At 59.4% G+C, this 14,908-nt stretch carries 19 protein-coding genes; 10 read left to right on the top strand and 9 right to left on the bottom strand.

Going from position 1 to position 14,908, the window contains the following annotated elements:
- Nucleotides 1–90: 90 nt before the first annotated feature.
- Complete coding sequence (locus ACNOHI_RS16780; RefSeq protein ID WP_420475840.1) at nt 91–918, top strand: response regulator; 828 nt, start codon at nt 91–93, stop codon at nt 916–918.
- A gap of 8 nt (nt 919–926) precedes the next feature.
- Here the strand turns inward: ACNOHI_RS16780 and ACNOHI_RS16775 are convergent, their stop codons facing one another.
- Genes ACNOHI_RS16775 through ACNOHI_RS16765 form a run of 3 tightly spaced genes read right to left on the bottom strand, consistent with a single transcriptional unit; the run spans nt 927 to nt 3,554 of the window.
- Entirely contained in the window at nt 927–2,096 is a 1,170-nt protein-coding gene (locus tag ACNOHI_RS16775) for a vWA domain-containing protein (RefSeq protein ID WP_420475839.1), read from the bottom strand.
- 9 nt (nt 2,097–2,105) lie between these two features.
- Nucleotides 2,106–2,693 carry a GNAT family N-acetyltransferase gene (locus ACNOHI_RS16770; protein ID WP_420475838.1) on the bottom strand — a complete coding sequence of 196 codons (588 nt, stop codon included), beginning with the start codon at nt 2,691–2,693 and terminating at the stop codon, nt 2,106–2,108.
- 6 nt (nt 2,694–2,699) lie between these two features.
- Complete coding sequence (locus tag ACNOHI_RS16765; protein WP_420475837.1) at nt 2,700–3,554, bottom strand: AAA family ATPase; 855 nt, start codon at nt 3,552–3,554, stop codon at nt 2,700–2,702.
- Nucleotides 3,555–3,835: 281 nt separating this feature from the next.
- Between ACNOHI_RS16765 and ACNOHI_RS16760 the strand changes: the two genes are divergently transcribed.
- The 4 genes from ACNOHI_RS16760 (at nt 3,836) to ACNOHI_RS16745 (ending at nt 5,537) form a co-directional block, all read left to right on the top strand.
- A complete protein-coding gene (locus ACNOHI_RS16760) occupies nt 3,836–4,150 on the top strand; it encodes a c-type cytochrome (RefSeq protein ID WP_420475836.1) in 315 nt (104 codons plus the stop codon).
- A gap of 14 nt (nt 4,151–4,164) precedes the next feature.
- The gene (locus ACNOHI_RS16755) at nt 4,165–4,506 is read left to right on the top strand and encodes a c-type cytochrome (protein WP_420475835.1); all 342 of its coding nucleotides are present in this window, start codon (nt 4,165–4,167) and stop codon (nt 4,504–4,506) included.
- 191 nt (nt 4,507–4,697) lie between these two features.
- A complete protein-coding gene (locus ACNOHI_RS16750) occupies nt 4,698–5,138 on the top strand; it encodes an Hsp20/alpha crystallin family protein (RefSeq protein WP_420476163.1) in 441 nt (146 codons plus the stop codon).
- A 15-nt stretch (nt 5,139–5,153) separates the two neighbouring features.
- The gene (locus ACNOHI_RS16745; RefSeq protein ID WP_420475834.1) at nt 5,154–5,537 is read left to right on the top strand and encodes an Hsp20/alpha crystallin family protein; all 384 of its coding nucleotides are present in this window, start codon (nt 5,154–5,156) and stop codon (nt 5,535–5,537) included.
- A gap of 43 nt (nt 5,538–5,580) precedes the next feature.
- Here the strand turns inward: ACNOHI_RS16745 and ACNOHI_RS16740 are convergent, their stop codons facing one another.
- A complete protein-coding gene (locus ACNOHI_RS16740; protein WP_420475833.1) occupies nt 5,581–6,003 on the bottom strand; it encodes a DUF1841 family protein in 423 nt (140 codons plus the stop codon).
- A 130-nt stretch (nt 6,004–6,133) separates the two neighbouring features.
- On the opposite strand from ACNOHI_RS16740, the gene ACNOHI_RS16735 reads away from it, so the two are divergent.
- Entirely contained in the window at nt 6,134–6,718 is a 585-nt protein-coding gene (locus ACNOHI_RS16735; RefSeq protein ID WP_420475832.1) for a malonic semialdehyde reductase, read from the top strand.
- A 1-nt stretch (nt 6,719) separates the two neighbouring features.
- On the opposite strand, the gene nth is transcribed toward ACNOHI_RS16735, so the two are convergent.
- The 4 genes from nth to fdxA form a co-directional block, all read right to left on the bottom strand.
- Nucleotides 6,720–7,370 carry an endonuclease III gene (gene nth / locus ACNOHI_RS16730; RefSeq protein WP_420475831.1) on the bottom strand — a complete coding sequence of 217 codons (651 nt, stop codon included), beginning with the start codon at nt 7,368–7,370 and terminating at the stop codon, nt 6,720–6,722.
- Nucleotides 7,367–8,149 carry an electron transport complex subunit RsxB gene (rsxB, locus tag ACNOHI_RS16725; protein WP_420475830.1) on the bottom strand — a complete coding sequence of 261 codons (783 nt, stop codon included), beginning with the start codon at nt 8,147–8,149 and terminating at the stop codon, nt 7,367–7,369. Before rsxB ends, nth begins: the two co-directional genes overlap by 4 nt.
- A 112-nt stretch (nt 8,150–8,261) precedes the next feature.
- Nucleotides 8,262–9,497 (bottom strand): polyhydroxyalkanoate depolymerase, encoded by a 1,236-nt coding sequence (locus ACNOHI_RS16720; RefSeq protein ID WP_420475829.1) that lies wholly within the window; start codon nt 9,495–9,497, stop codon nt 8,262–8,264.
- A 923-nt stretch (nt 9,498–10,420) separates the two neighbouring features.
- Nucleotides 10,421–10,744 carry a ferredoxin FdxA gene (gene fdxA, locus ACNOHI_RS16715; protein ID WP_420475828.1) on the bottom strand — a complete coding sequence of 108 codons (324 nt, stop codon included), beginning with the start codon at nt 10,742–10,744 and terminating at the stop codon, nt 10,421–10,423.
- 339 nt (nt 10,745–11,083) lie between these two features.
- On the opposite strand from fdxA, the gene ACNOHI_RS16710 reads away from it, so the two are divergent.
- The 4 genes from ACNOHI_RS16710 to ACNOHI_RS16695 all read left to right on the top strand — a co-directional run bounded on the left by ACNOHI_RS16710 (nt 11,084) and on the right by ACNOHI_RS16695 (nt 14,538).
- The gene (locus ACNOHI_RS16710; protein ID WP_420475827.1) at nt 11,084–11,746 is read left to right on the top strand and encodes a LutC/YkgG family protein; all 663 of its coding nucleotides are present in this window, start codon (nt 11,084–11,086) and stop codon (nt 11,744–11,746) included.
- A 95-nt stretch (nt 11,747–11,841) separates the two neighbouring features.
- Nucleotides 11,842–13,260 (top strand): sodium:proton antiporter, encoded by a 1,419-nt coding sequence (locus ACNOHI_RS16705; protein ID WP_420475826.1) that lies wholly within the window; start codon nt 11,842–11,844, stop codon nt 13,258–13,260.
- A gap of 6 nt (nt 13,261–13,266) precedes the next feature.
- Nucleotides 13,267–14,250 carry a 2-hydroxyacid dehydrogenase gene (locus tag ACNOHI_RS16700; RefSeq protein ID WP_420475825.1) on the top strand — a complete coding sequence of 328 codons (984 nt, stop codon included), beginning with the start codon at nt 13,267–13,269 and terminating at the stop codon, nt 14,248–14,250.
- Between the two features lie 3 nt (nt 14,251–14,253).
- Nucleotides 14,254–14,538, top strand: a complete 285-nt coding sequence (locus tag ACNOHI_RS16695) for a polyhydroxyalkanoic acid system family protein (RefSeq protein ID WP_420475824.1) — start codon at nt 14,254–14,256, stop codon at nt 14,536–14,538.
- A 39-nt stretch (nt 14,539–14,577) separates the two neighbouring features.
- On the opposite strand, the gene ACNOHI_RS16690 is transcribed toward ACNOHI_RS16695, so the two are convergent.
- Nucleotides 14,578–14,832 (bottom strand): acyl-CoA-binding protein, encoded by a 255-nt coding sequence (locus ACNOHI_RS16690; RefSeq protein ID WP_420475823.1) that lies wholly within the window; start codon nt 14,830–14,832, stop codon nt 14,578–14,580.
- Between the last annotated feature and the right edge of the window lie 76 nt (nt 14,833–14,908).

Genomic DNA, 14,908 nt, shown 5'->3' with positions numbered 1-14,908 from the left:
AAGGAACGAAAACGCGGCGCCGTGGCGTAAATGCCATTCCCGAAAATTTATTTAATGAAACATATAAAAATATTTATAAAATGAAACGCCATGATCAGCCAGACCTTCCCCTTTGCCGTTCGACTCATCGGCTTTACGTCCGAGGAGGAGGCCTGCTTTGACGAAAATTTCTCGATCAGGCAGACCTGGGGGTACGGCTATTTCAGACTTGAGGACGACAATCTGCAGGATCCTGACCTCTACGTCGCGAAGGCAAGCCAGCTCAAGGCGCTGGTGACGCTTGCAGACGTGCGCCCCAGCGAGGTCCGCCCGGCGATGCTGGTCGGCACGCCGGACGTACCCTTGCCGTATCCCGCGGTCGACGATCCGATTCGCTGGGACCAGTTGTTCGAAACGCTGGATGAACTCGTGGAGCGGCGTGCGGACGCATTGTCGCGGCTGGAAGCGTCCGATATTGTCACCGTCCCCGAAAGGCGTCGCCGTGACCGCATCGACCTCGATCTTACCGATCCCGCCGAGTACGAGAAAATGCGCGCCAAGGTGCCGGAAAACGGGATCGTTCTTGTCGTGGACAAGGCGCCGGCCCTGCGGGACTACCTCTCCGACCTGCTGGCCCGTCAGAAAGTGCCCGTCGCATGGGTGAGTGACGAGGTTGAAGCAGTTGAAGTCTGCAAGCGCGAGCCGGTCGCCTTCGTCATGATCAATACGTCAACACCCGGCCTCGATCCTTACCGTCTTTGCTGGGCGATCAAGGAGAAGGACTCGCTGGTCCGCATCGCCGTCGTTTTCCTGGTCAGCAAACCCTTCGTGTACGACGTGCAGCAGGCCCGTTACGTCGGTGCCGACGGCTTCCTGAACAAGCCGCTCGCGAGTCATCATCTGGTGACCGTACTGAAGAAATTCCTGCCGTTCGCCTGACAAGCGGACTACTTGCTCAACACGCGCATCCCGCGTTCCAGTCCCTCGATGGTGACGGGGAACATCCGGTTGTTCATGATCTGCCGGATGACAGAAATCGATTGACGGTACTGCCACAAACCCTCCGGCTCGGGATTGAGCCAGATGAACTTCGGGAAGGTGCTGGTGAAGCGTTGCAGCCACTCGGCCCCGGCTTCCTCGTTGTTGTATTCGACCGACCCGCCCGGCTGAAGAATTTCATACGGGCTCATCGTCGCATCGCCGACGAAGATCAGCTTGGTGTCCGGCGTGTACTTGCGCAGCACATCCCAGGTATGGAACTTCTCGGCGTGGCGGCGGCGGTTGTTCTTCCACAGGTAGTCGTAGACGCAATTGTGGAAGTAGAAGAACTCCATGTTCTTGAACTCGGTCTTCGCTGCCGAGAACAATTCCTCGGTGCGGGCGATGTGGTCGTCCATCGTGCCGCCGACGTCGAGCAGCATCAGTACCTTGATGTTGTTCTTGCGTTCCGGCTGCATCTTGATGTCGAGGTAGCCGGCATTGTTGGCGGTGGCGCGGATGGTGTCGTCGAGGGCCAGCTCTTCCTCGGCGCCTTCGCGCGCGAACTTGCGCAGGCGGCGCAACGCAACCTTGATGTTGCGCGTGCCGAGCTCGCGCTCGTCGTCGTAATCGCGGTAGCTGCGCGCTTCCCAGACCTTGACGGCAGTGCGGTTCCCGCCTTCGCCGCCAATGCGGATGCCTTCAGGATTCGTCCCGCCATTGCCGAACGGGGAGGTGCCACCGGTGCCAATCCAGCGGTTGCCGCCCTCGTGACGTTCTTTCTGCTCCTTGAGCAATTCCTTCAGGCGGTCCATCAGCTTGTCATAGCCGAACTTCTCGATTGCCGCCTTCTGCTCGGGCGTCAGTTCACGCTCCATGCGCTTCTGCAGCCATTCGAGCGGGATCTCGGGATGTTTCTCGAAGATAGCGTCGATGCCGCGGAAATACAGGCCGAATGCTTTATCGAACTTGTCGTAATGCGCCTCATCCTTCACCAGCGTCGTGCGCGACAGGTAATAGAAGTCGTCCAGTGACGGGCTGATGACGCTCTTCTGCATTGCTTCCAGGAGGATCAGGAATTCCTTGATCGAGACCGGAATCTTCGCGTCTTTCAGGGTGAAGAAAAAATCGATGAGCATACTGTCTCCTCAGCGCCCCAGCTTGAACTGCAGGTGACGCTTGATGGTCGGCCACTCCGATTCGATGATCGAGAACACGACCGTATCGCGGAACGAGCCGTCCGGCATGCGCTGGTGGTTGCGCAGGATGCCGTCCTGCTTCGCGCCCAGCCGGGCAATGGCGGCGCGCGACTGCTGGTTCATCCAGTGCGTGCGGAATTCCACGGCGATGCAGCGCAGTTCTTCGAAAGCGTGCGTCAGCAGCATCAGCTTGGCTTCCGTGTTGACCGCGGTGCGCTGGACGCTCTTCGCGTACCACGTCGAGCCGATTTCAACGCGACGATGGACCGCATCGATATGCATGTAGGTCGTCATGCCGCACAGGGCGCCGGTGTCATTGCGGCGGATGGCGAAGGGCATCATGCTGCCCGACGCCTGCAGGCCGAGGCGCCGGTCGATTTCGGTACCCATGCCTTCGGGCGCCGGAATGGATGTGTACCAGAGCTTCCACAACTCCCCATCCCTGACCGCCTCAGCCAAGCCGGCGGTATGGGAGATCTGCAGGGGCTCCAGCGTGACGTGTTCGCCCTTGAGCGTGAGCGGCGTGACGAAGGTCATGGCGTGCTAGCGGTTGGTCCGCGACATGAAGACCAGGCGCTCGAACAGGTGCACGTCCTGCTCGTTCTTGAGCAGCGCGCCGTGCAGCGGCGGCACGACGGCCTTTGCATCCTTGCTGCGGAGGGCTTCCGCGGGAATGTCTTCCGCCAGCAGCAATTTCAGCCAGTCGAGCAGCTCGGACGTAGACGGCTTCTTCTTCAGTCCGGCGACTTCGCGCACTTCGTAGAAGGTCTGCAGCGCCTGCGCCAGCAGATCCTTCTTGAGCTGCGGGAAATGGACATCGACGATCTGCTCCATCGTGTCCTTGTCGGGGAACTTGATGTAATGGAAGAAGCAGCGGCGCAGGAAGGCGTCCGGCAGTTCCTTCTCGTTGTTGGAGGTGATGATCACCAGCGGGCGCGTCTTGGCCTTCACCAGCTCGCGCGTCTCGTAGACGTAGAACTCCATGCGGTCGAGTTCGCGCAGCAGGTCGTTCGGGAATTCGATGTCGGCCTTGTCGATCTCGTCGATCAGCAGCACGACCTGCTGGTCGGAGTTGAAGGCCTGCCACAGCACGCCCTTGACGATGTAGTTGTGGATGTCCTTCACCCGCTCGTCGCCCAGCTGCGAGTCGCGCAGTCGGGAAACCGCGTCGTATTCGTACAGGCCCTGCTGCGCCTTGGTGGTGGACTTGATGTGCCATTGCAGCAGCGGCATGCCTAGCGCGGCGGCAACTTCCTCGGCCAGCATGGTCTTGCCGGTACCCGGTTCGCCCTTGATCAGGAGGGGGCGCTGCAGTGTCAGCGCGGCGTTGACGGCAAGTTTCAGGTCATGGGTCGCGACATAGTTCTGTGAACCTTCAAAGCGAGTTTCTGGGCGCATGGTACCGTTCGTCAGAGAAAGGGGAAAAAACAAGTATAAGCGAGTTGGAAATCCGGGGTTGGAGGCCTTCCTCCAGACGGTTTTCGCCCGGTGTCCCGGTTCGTGGACTGCTTGTCAGTCTTCAGGTAGAATGAGACGGTTTTGGTGCGTCGGAGAAACACCTACAAGCTTCATGGTCAAATCCGCCGATGTCCCGAGAATTTATCCGTAAATGATTCTCTGCCTGGCTGAATTCTTTCCGGATGTATTTTGAAATTTCGTCTTAAACCTCCCGAGCTATCATGAAAAAACTAATTGCGTTTGTCGCGCTCGCGGGTGTCGCCGGTTTCGCTGCCGCAGCGGAAGGCAACGCCAAGGCAGCTGAAAACAAGGTGGCGATGTGCATCGGCTGCCACGGCATCCCCGGCTACAAGGCAACCTTCCCCGAGGTGTACCAGGTGCCCAAGCTCGGCGGCCAGTCCGCCAAGTACATTGAAAACGCCCTGCAGGCCTACAAGAAGGGCGAGCGCAAGCACCCCAGCATGCGCGGCATCGCTGCCGGACTGTCGGACCAGGACATCTCCGACGTCGCCGCCTACTACGCACAGCAGAAATAAGAGGGGACAACGCAATGAAGAAGATTCTCGCAGCCGCAGCCGTGCTGGTTTCGTTCAACGCCTTCGCCGGCGGCAACGCCGAAGCGGGCAAGGCCGCCGCCGAAAAGTACAACTGCTTCTCCTGCCACGGCAAGGACTACAACACCCCGATCGACCCGAGCTACCCGAAGCTGGCCGGCCAGCATGAGGATTACCTCGTCGCAGCACTGACGGCGTACAAGCGAGGCGGAGACGGCGCCAATGGCCGCGGTAACGCGATCATGGGCGCACAGGTCAAGCCGCTGTCCGGCCAGGACATCAAGGACATTGCGGCCTACCTGCACGGCCTGCCGGGAACGCTGGTACTGCGCAAGTAAGCGCCCCCGGCAATTCGACGAAGAAAGCCACGGACTCCGTGGCTTTTTTTATTTCCGGATGTCCCGCAATTTCCTCCAACATGGTGGCGGCGACACACAAAATCAAGGTATTGAAAATCCTCCCGGTGCTCCTATTTTGGGGATGTAAGCCGATTTGACGGCCGCACCTAACCAGTCAGGAGGACAAAATGATGTACAGAGCCTTGTTTCCCCGCGATGTCTTCGCCGAACTCGATCGCCTGCAGCGCGAGATGCAGGAAGTCTTTGAAACGGGCCCCAGCATTCGTGGCGTAGGACGTGGCGGCTTTCCCGCGGTGAATGTGGGAACGACGCCGCAGTCGCTTGAGCTGTATGCGTTCGCGCCGGGCCTGGATCCGGCAACGATAGAAGTCAACCTGGAGCGCGGCGTGCTCACCATCGCCGGAGACCGCGCTGCCGACTTGCCGGGGCAGGATGAAAAGGCCGCGCTGCATATCAACGAGCGATTCGCTGGCCGCTTCCGCCGCGTGGTCAGCCTGCCTGAAGACGACGTGAACCCGAGCGGTGTAAGCGCCGAATATCGTGACGGCGTACTGCATGTTTCCGTCAAACGCCGCCAGGCACCGGCACCGCGCCGCATCGCCATTCAGTAAGAAGGAGGAACGAACATGAGCGCAAATACCAATGTGACGCAACGCACGAATGAGAATGTCCGGCCCGAGGCTGCCTTGCTGCCGCCGGTCGATGTGATCGAGGACGCTTCCGGCATCACGCTGCTGGCCGACCTGCCCGGCGTGCCGAAGGAAAAGCTGAACCTGCAGCTTGAAGCAGGCAGCCTGACCATCGAAGGCGAAGTGAGCCTCAGTACACCCGAAGGCATGGAATCCGGCCATGCGGAAGTGCGGCTGCCGCGCTATCGCCGCGTCTTCACGCTTTCCAAGGAACTGGACAGCGAGAAAACGACGGCAGAGTTCAAGAATGGCGTGCTGCGCCTGCGCATTCCGAAGACCGAGCATGTCCAGCCGCGCAAGATCGAGGTGAAGGTCGTTTGATAAAGCAAGCGCTGGGCTTCGGCGGCTGCGGTGTCGTTGAAGCTCAGCGTCGACGTACGCATTCGATATAAGCCGCGCCATCGGGCGGCAGACCGCTGCGCTGGGAATTCCAGATCATCTCACCCAGGCATTCCATCATCTGGTGATGCGCATCGTGCTCGGAGCCGAGCCGCTGTGCCAGCGAGAGGAACGCGGCGCGAATTCCAGGCGGCTGATCGATGGAAATCTGTTCCGCGATGGACAGGTGCATCGACAGGTGGAGGAAGGGATTGCTTTGGCCGCGTTCGACCGAGTAGTCCGCCGCCAGCGCTTCGTTGACGTCCTTCAGCGCGTCCGCATACTCCTCGTGCTGAACGATCCAGTCGCGCGCGATGGCTTCCAGCGGCGTGAGGATTTCATTGGCACGGACCTTGCGGAAAGTCTCGCAGAAAAAGCGGCGCACGTCGTGCTGTGAGGGATTGAACATCGGATCGGACGGAAAGGCGGAGAAACGTCTATTCTACCGCCCGCAGGAACGGATTCGTTTACCATATGTTCCGTTTGCCGGCACCACAAGCGCCGAATGCTCCTGACACCCATCAAAAATGGAATTCCACATGCTGAACGACACCGCACTCCAGACGCTTTTCACCGATGCGCGCACGCACAACGGATGGCGCGACAAGCCTGTCACTGACGAACAACTGAAGCAGCTCTACGACCTGCTGAAATGGGGCCCTACCTCGGCGAATTGCTCGCCTGCGCGTATCGTGTTCGTGAAATCGCCTGAAGCGAAAGAGAAGCTGCTGGCGTGCATGAACCCGGGCAATATCGACAAGACGAAATCTGCCCCGGTGACGGCCATCATCGGCATGGACATGGAGTTCTACGAGAAGCTGCCGCAGCTCTTCCCGCATAACCTGGATGCGCGGTCCTGGTTCGCCGGCAATCAGCCGAACATCGACGCGACGGCCATGCGCAATTCGTCGCTGCAGGGCGGTTATTTCATCATGGCTGCGCGCGCGCTTGGTCTCGACTGTGCGCCAATGTCGGGCTTCAATGCCGACAAGATGAACGAAACGTTCTTCAAGGGCACGTCCGTGAAGGCAAATTTCGTGTGCAGTATCGGCTACGGCGACACCAGCAAGCTGCATCCGCGCGGCCCGCGCCTGTCGTTCGACGAAGCCTGCCGGATCGAATGAGTTAGACGCCCTTCTCAGGCAAGGGCGTTTTGTCCCTGAATTCGCACAAGTCGTTGATGATGCAGTTCCAGCATTGCGGCTTGCGTGCGATACAGGTGTAACGGCCATGCAGGATCAGCCAGTGGTGAGCGTCATGGCGGAATTCCTGCGGCACCGTCTTGAGCAACTTCTGCTCAACAGCGTCCACATCCTTGCCCGGCGCAATGCCAGTACGGTTGGAAACGCGGAAGATGTGCGTGTCGACCGCAATCGTCGGTTCGCCGAAGGCGGTATTCAGGACCACATTCGCCGTCTTGCGGCCGACGCCTGGCAGTGCCTGCAATGCCTCCCGTGAACGCGGCACCTCGCCGCCATGCTGCTCCAGCAGGATGCGGCAGGTTTCGATCACATTCTTCGCCTTGGTCCGGTACAGGCCGATGGTGCGGATGTATTCTTCCAGCCCCTCGGTACCGAGCGCGCGCATCTTTGCCGGTGTATTCGCAACGGGATATAGGCGCCGCGTCGCCTTGTTCACCGAGACGTCGGTCGCCTGCGCCGACAGGATGACGGCGATCAGCAATTCGAAGGGCGTGGTGTATTCGAGTTCGGTGGTCGGATGGGGATTGGCCTGGCGGAAGCGGCGGAAGATCTCGAGACGTTTTTCGGCGTTCATTGCGGGTCTTTTTGCTGTTCGAGCTTCTCGCTGATTTCTTCGATCTGCTTCTTCACGGAGCGCGAAACATCGTCGATTCCGGTTGTTCCAGCAGCCTGCGCCGCCATCTGCTCCTTCTTCAGGCGGGCGCGCTCCATGGCCGCCTGGATGATGGCCTTCTTGCGGTCCGCTGCCGCTTTTTCCTCCGGCGATAGCGTGGACTCGGCTTCGACCGCTTTCAACTTGGCGGCAGCTTTCGCTGCGAGGCGAGCGTCGTTTTCCTCTTTCTCGCGGCGCAAGCGTGCTACCCGGAACTGGTGGCGCTCGCGTGCGGCATCCGCCTGCGGCTGCGACCACGCATCCCAGCCGGTTTTGCCCGGTGTAACGTCGACCATGGCAATGCAGTCGACGGGACAGGGTGCGACGCACAGATCGCAGCCGGTGCACAGGTCGTTGATGACGGTGTGCATCTGCTTGGCAGCGCCAACGATTGCATCGACGGGGCAGGCCTGGATGCACAACGTGCATCCGATGCAGAGGGTTTCGTCGATGACGGCGAGCGGTCTCGGACGCTCCACGCCGTTAACTGGATTGAGCGGGATGACCGGCTTGCCGAGTACCGCAGCAATCCGCGCGACACCTTCTGCGCCGCCGGGCGGGCACTGGTTATAGCCGGCGGTGCCGTCGGCGACCGCCTCCGCATAAGGGCGGCATGCCGGATAACCGCACTTCGTGCATTGGGTCTGCGGCAGGAGGTTTTCGATGCGGTCGGCCAGGGTGGGGGCGGGAGTGGAGGACACAGCGGGGGTTTTGCAATAAAAAACAGCATTATCCGGGCAAAGGGCGTCTTCTTCAAACAAAAAAGCCGTTCCCCTTTCGAGGGAACGGCTTTCGCCTACACCGGTAGTTAAATCAGGAATGCGCGCGAATGAATTCGCCGATCTTCGGGCACACCATTTCGCGCCAGCGGCGACCGGAGAAGATGCCGTAGTGGCCGGCCTTCGGCACGGTGAAGTGTTGCTTCTTGGCCTTCGGAATGCCCTTGCAGAGATCATGCGCGGCTTCAGTCTGGCCCGTGCCGGAGATATCGTCCAGCTCGCCTTCGATGGTGAATAGCGCGACGTTCTTGATGTCCTGCGGACGTACCAGCTTGCCCTCGACTTCCCATGTGCCGAGCGGCAGGCGGAATTCCTGGAACACCATCTTGATCGTCTCGAGGTAGTACTCGGCCGGCATGTCGAGGACGGCGTTGTACTCGTCGTAAAACTTGCGATGCTCTTCGGCCGATTCCTGGTCGCCTGCACGCAGGTGCATGTAGAAATCCCAGTGGCTCTGCGCATGGCGGCCCGGATTCATGGCGATGAAGCCGGCGTGCTGCAGGAAGCCCGGATAGACCTTGCGGCCGAAACCCGGATAGTTCGGCGGAACGCTGTAAATGACCTTGTCCTCGAACCACGAGAACGGGCGCTTGATCGCAAGGTCGTTCACTTCGGTCGGCGATTTGCGCGGGTCGATCGGGCCGCCCATCATGGTCATGGTCTTCGGCAGCATCGGATCGTTGTCCGAAGCCATCAGCGAGATGGCGGCGAGGACGGGAACGGTCGGCTGGCAGACGGAGATCACATGCAGGTCCGGGCCGAGCTTGCGGATGAATTCCTGGACGTAGTAGATGTAGTCGTGCAGGTGGAACGCGCCTTCGGTCGTCGGCACCATGCGGGCATCGGTCCAGTCGGTGATGTACACGTCATGGTTCGACAGCAGTGCGCGGACGGTGTCGCGCAGCAGGGTGGAGTGGTGGCCCGACAGCGGGGCGACCAGCAGGACGGTCGGTTGCTTCAGGTCGGCGAGCTTCTTGTCGCTCATGTCCTTCTTGAAGTGGATCAGGCGGCAGAACGGTTTCTGCACGGCGACTTCTTCGAACACGCCGACGGACTTGCCTTCGACGGGAACGGTTTTGATACCGAACTCGGGTTTTTCATAATCCTTGCCGAGCCGGTACATCAATTCGTAGCCGGCCGCGATACGTTGCGCGAACGGCGTGTGTGCGAGTGGCGAGACCGGGTTCGTGAACAGCTTTGCAGAAGCTTCCGCCCATTGGATGAGCGGGTTCAGGAAGGTGCGGTTCAGCTCGTGAAATTGGTAAAGCATGATGGCCTCTTTCAAGTGGTACCGGTGTCGCTAGATTCTGCAGATAAATATTTCTTGCTGCAATGCATCATAGACAATTTTTGATCTTTCCGCGAAAAAATAAATCGTTCGTTCGCAACACTTTTCCGAGGAACTTCTATCGTTTCCACTCTGCAACAGGTTTGCTCTAGATCAAACCCATTAACAACATAACACAATCTGCAATTTTGTTTTTCCTGAGAAAAAAGAGCCGTTTATCACGTTGTTTCACCTATGCCTTAGTCGAGGCATCGCCACTTCTCCGACACGCTAAAATCCCCCGGCGCAGGCATTGCCAACGACGATGTATCACCTTGGGGATGGCGTGCGATTGTGCTGGCCTTGGAGTGCGTCCAAATAACTGGATCGTTAAAACACTCCGGACTTATTGCTCGTTGTTCGCCTGCCTGTCTCGAAAGAAAAGCAGCATAAAGTGTGCCGGGCTTGGGATGGATTCTTTTTCGGGGCGCCTTTTTAGTCAGGAATGGTGCTGTGCAGCGTAAAAGGCAGGTTTCGCATTCCCACCTTTACACGGAGCAAGAGAACGATGTGTAATTTTTACGCGTTTATGCCACCGGGACGCGGGTGAAAACTTCATGGGAAGAGGTGTTCGTACAGAACGAACAACATTCTCAGCGAATTTGGCCAGGTACAAACCCGCATTGACGCAATTTGTCAGGCCGGTGTTTGACATCCTGTGCGATTGAGACAAACAGTTGAAGACAGCGAAGTCGGCAAGCCTCCAACAGACGGTTTCATTGCATTCCGTAGACGAATGCGTGATCCGCAGGCGGATGCGATGCAGCCTCGGTGGAGGAAAGAGGAGCGGAGGCTGAAGCGGGGGAGGGGGGCTGGGGGAGTGTTGGTGCTGCAGCGCCGGACGGCGCACCGTCCGGCGGGAATGCTTACTTGGCGAGTTCGTCCAGCTTTTCCTTGACGTCCTTCCACTCATCAGCGTCAGGCAGCGGATCCTTGGTCTTGGTGATCGAGGGCCACTTGCGCGCGAGATCGACGTTCAGCTTGATGAAATGCTGCTGGTCCGCCGGCACGTCTTCTTCGGCATAAATCGCGTTGACCGGGCATTCGGCCACGCAAACGGCGCAATCGATGCACTCGTCCGGATCGATCGTAAGAAAATTCGGGCCTTCCCTGAAGCAATCTACCGGGCATACATCCACGCAGTCGGTGTACTTGCAGCGGATGCAGGATTCGGTCACAACGTGAGTCATAACAGTCCTATCTATGGATTTTTGTGAAACTGGTCTGATTTGGAGCCGAGAGGGCGGTGGCTGCGGGGCGCAACCGAACCGGACAACCCGCTGCAAAGCCTTGTATTTTAAGATAATTGGTTGTTTCTAACAAACCAAACTTATACAGTTTATGAATAAGCAAATGCGCCGGAATACGATCGCCGCGCCGTATTGCGCTGTTTGTGGACGAATTGGCAATGCTCCGTCCGTACAGCATGAATAATTTGCGCCGCGCGTTTGAAATTAAATCAAGCGCTCGCGTGGCTATCATGCAAATCAATTCCGGTAGACTGCGAAGCCAGTCATCAAGGGGTCAATATGGATACGTCCGCCGCTCGCCAAGCCATCTTCAACCGCATTCGCAAGGCGCAGAATCGCCCGGCCGAGCCGACACAGGCCGAACGGGGTGCCGTGAAGGACTACATCGCGCAGCATGCGCAGGGACCGCGTCCCGCCGTCGGCGACGACCTTGTGACTCACTTCAGGGACCAGGCGGTGCGCATGTCCGACACCGTCGCGGCTGTCGCGGACATGGCGGCGGTGCCGGCTGCCGTCGCGCGTTACCTCGACGAGATCGGCGTGGCGCGCAATGCGATCGCCTGGAAAACGCTCGGCGAAATGCACTGGAACGAGGCCGGCGTGCAGGTGGAATTCCGCCGTCCGCGCAATGAAGATATGGTCGGCATTACCGGTGTCTTCTGTGCTGTCGCGGAAACGGGCAGCCTGATGCTGATGTCCAGCCCCGAGACCTGGTCCTCCGCCAGCCTGCTTCCGGAAACGCATATCGCCATCGTGCCTGCATCGCGCATCGTCGCGCACATGGAAGATGCCTTCGCCCTTGCACGCGCGGAGGGCGTCGACATGCCGCGCGCGATCAACTTCATCTCCGGGCCTTCGCGCACGGGCGACATCGAGCAGACGATCGTCCTCGGCGCGCATGGCCCGTACCGCGTCCACGTGATCCTGGTACGCGGCGCCTGACCGCTTTCCGCCGTAGTAATACGTACGCGCTTTATAAAGCGCCGCCATTGTTCCACGCTACAATGGCGGCCGATCAAAAAAATCGGAGACCGGAATTGAGAACAAGAATCCTGGCTGCGCTGGCCGGCGTCGTGCCTGCACTTCTTCCAGCGATTTCCCACGCCGCGACGATTGACGGCAGCCTGATGTCGGCATGGTGGGGCGTCCCCTTCGCCGGCCTGCTGCTCTCGATTGCACTGTGCCCGCTGCTCACTCCGGCCTTCTGGCACCACCACTTCGGGAAAGTATCGATCGCATGGTCGCTAGCGTTCCTGCTGCCATGCGCCGTGTACTTCGGGGCAGGGTCGGCGGCTGGCGGCGCCGTGCATGCTTTCGTCGCCGAATTCATCCCCTTCATCATCCTCGTGACATCGCTGTTCGTCGTGGCCGGCGGCATTTGCGTCCGCGGCAATCTGCACGGGACGCCAGCCCTCAATACCGGCCTGCTTGCGCTCGGAACCGCGCTGGCCAGCATCATGGGCACGACTGGGGCTTCGATGCTGATGATTCGACCGCTCATTCGCGCCAACGATAATCGCAAGCACGCCGTGCATATCGTTGTGTTCTTCATTTTCCTGGTGTCGAATGCCGGCGGCTCCCTAACGCCGCTCGGCGATCCGCCGCTCTTCCTCGGGTTCCTCAAGGGAGTCGATTTCTCCTGGACGATGAAGAACATCTTCCCCGAGACGCTCTTCCTGTGCGCGGCGCTGCTCATCATCTTCTATCTCCTCGACCGGCACTATTACAACAACAAGGAAGAGGAATTCCAGCCGTCATCGGATCCCACGCCTGATTCGGCGATCCGTTTCGAAGGGCAGTTCAATTTCTTCCTGCTCGCCGCGATCGTCGGCCTGGTGCTGATGAGCGGGCTGTGGAAACCGGGCGTCGAGTTCGATGTATTCGGTACCGAGGTCGAGCTGCAGAACATGGTGCGCGACGTATTGCTTGTTGCCGTGATTTTCATTTCGCTGTGGGCTACCCCGAAGGCCGCGCGCCAGGGCAATGAATTTTCGTGGGGACCGATCCAGGAAGTGGCGAAGCTGTTCGCCGGCATCTTCATCACCATCATCCCCGTCATTGCAATGCTGCGCGCCGGCGAGGCGGGGGCGTTTTCGGCCGTGATCCGCGCTGTCACCGACGAGAGCGGCCAGCCCATCAATGCCATGTACTTCTGGGCGTCTGGCCTGCTTTCCTCCTTCCTCGATAACGCGCCGACCTATCTGGTATTCTTTAATACAGCCGGCGGCGACCCGGCCGTACTGATGACCACACTCGCGAGCACGCTGGCCGCGATTTCCTGCGGCTCCGTGTTCATGGGCGCGAACAGCTACATCGGCAACGCGCCGAACATGATGGTGAAAGCGATCGCGGAAGAACGCGGCATCAAGATGCCGTCCTTCTTCGGCTACATGGCCTGGTCCTGTGCGGTGCTCGTCCCGCTGTTTATCGTGATGACCTTCATCTTCTTTCGGTGATGTGCGATGACAAAAGCCAGGATACTCGTGACGCGGGCGGTGTTTCCCGACGTCATTGAACGCCTCGAGCAATATTTCGAGGTCGAGTCGAACCAGGATGACCGCATCCTGCCCGCGAGCGAACTGGCGGAGAAGGTAAAGGGCAAGGGCGGCATCTTTACCACTCCCAGCGAGCGCATCACCGCCGACATGCTGGCCGCCAATCCGTCCCTCAAGGCGGTGTGCAACATGGCGGTCGGATTCAACAACATCGACGTCGATGCCGCCACCAAGGCGGGAATCATGGTGACCAATACCCCCGACGTGCTGAATGAAACCACGGCCGATTTTGCCTGGGCGCTATTGCTGGCGACCGCGCGCCGCGTGACCGAATCGGAGCACTGGCTGCGGGCGGGAAAATGGAACAAGTGGCGATTCGATACGTTCCTTGGCGCGGACGTGCATGGTTCGACGCTGGGCATCATCGGCATGGGCCGCATCGGACAGGCGATCGCGCGCCGGTCGATGGGGTTCGACATGAAGGTGATCTACCACAACCGGTCGCGCGTGGCGCCGGAGCTGGAAGCGCGTGCCAATAACGCCCGCTACGTGGGCAAGGAAGAATTGCTGAAAACGGCAGACCACGTGATGCTGGCGCTGCCGTATTCCCCGCAGGTCCATCACATCATCGGCGCCGTCGAACTGGCGATGATGAAACCGACGGCGACGCTGGTGAACATCGCGCGCGGCGGCATTGTCGATGACGCCGCGCTGATCGTTGCCTTGCGTGCGAACCGGCTCGCGGCCGCCGGCCTTGACGTGTTCGAAAATGAGCCTGCCTTCGATCCTGCCTTCCTGTCGCTTTCCAACGTGGTGCTGACCCCGCACATCGCCAGCGCGTCTGAACCGACTCGCCGCGCGATGGCGAACTGCGCCGCGGACAATCTGATCGCGGCGTTGACCGGCGGCAATCCACCGAATATCCTTAATCCTGGCGTCATCAAGGGATAGGGCATGGCCGATATCAGAATCACACAGGCGCACAAGTTGCCGCACAAGAAAGCAAAGGCCGCCGCGCAAAAGGTCGCCGACCAGATGGCCGAGGAATACGAGATGAGTTCGGAATGGGACGGCGACGTGCTGAAGTTCAAGCGTAGCGGCGTGTCCGGCAAGCTGGTCGTCCTGGAGAAGGAGGCGCATCTCGAGATCAGCCTCGGTTTCCTCTTTAAGGCTTTCTCCTCGACCATCGAGGAAAAGGTCGCCGCAAAAATGAAAAAGGTGTTCAGCGCAAAAGCTTGAACACCCGTTACTTGCCGGCTCTCGCCGGCCTCGGCGCGATCAGCCCTTCAACCCATTGACCAGGTCGACGTACTGCTGCATGGCGTCGTCCTTCGATGTGCCCTTGAGCGCATCCCATGCATCGTACTTGGCGCGGCCGACCATGTCGGTGAAGCCGGGGCGCTTGCCATCGACATCGCCGGCGCTCGCCTGCTTGAACAGCGCATAGATCTTCAACAGGGTCATGTTGTCCGGACGCTCCGGAAGGTTCTTCGAATCGGCGACCGCCTGGTTGAATTGACTTTGCAGGCTCATGCTTTTCTCCTGTCAGATGCTGTGATAGTGTCGTGAAAATGTGCATCCCATGCACACGATGACACCCAAAATAACA

Origin of the sequence: Noviherbaspirillum sp. ST9 (assembly GCF_048799745.1) — a bacterium.
Classification (GTDB): domain Bacteria; phylum Pseudomonadota; class Gammaproteobacteria; order Burkholderiales; family Burkholderiaceae_D; genus Noviherbaspirillum.
This window is presented reverse-complemented; position numbering and strand designations above follow the sequence as displayed.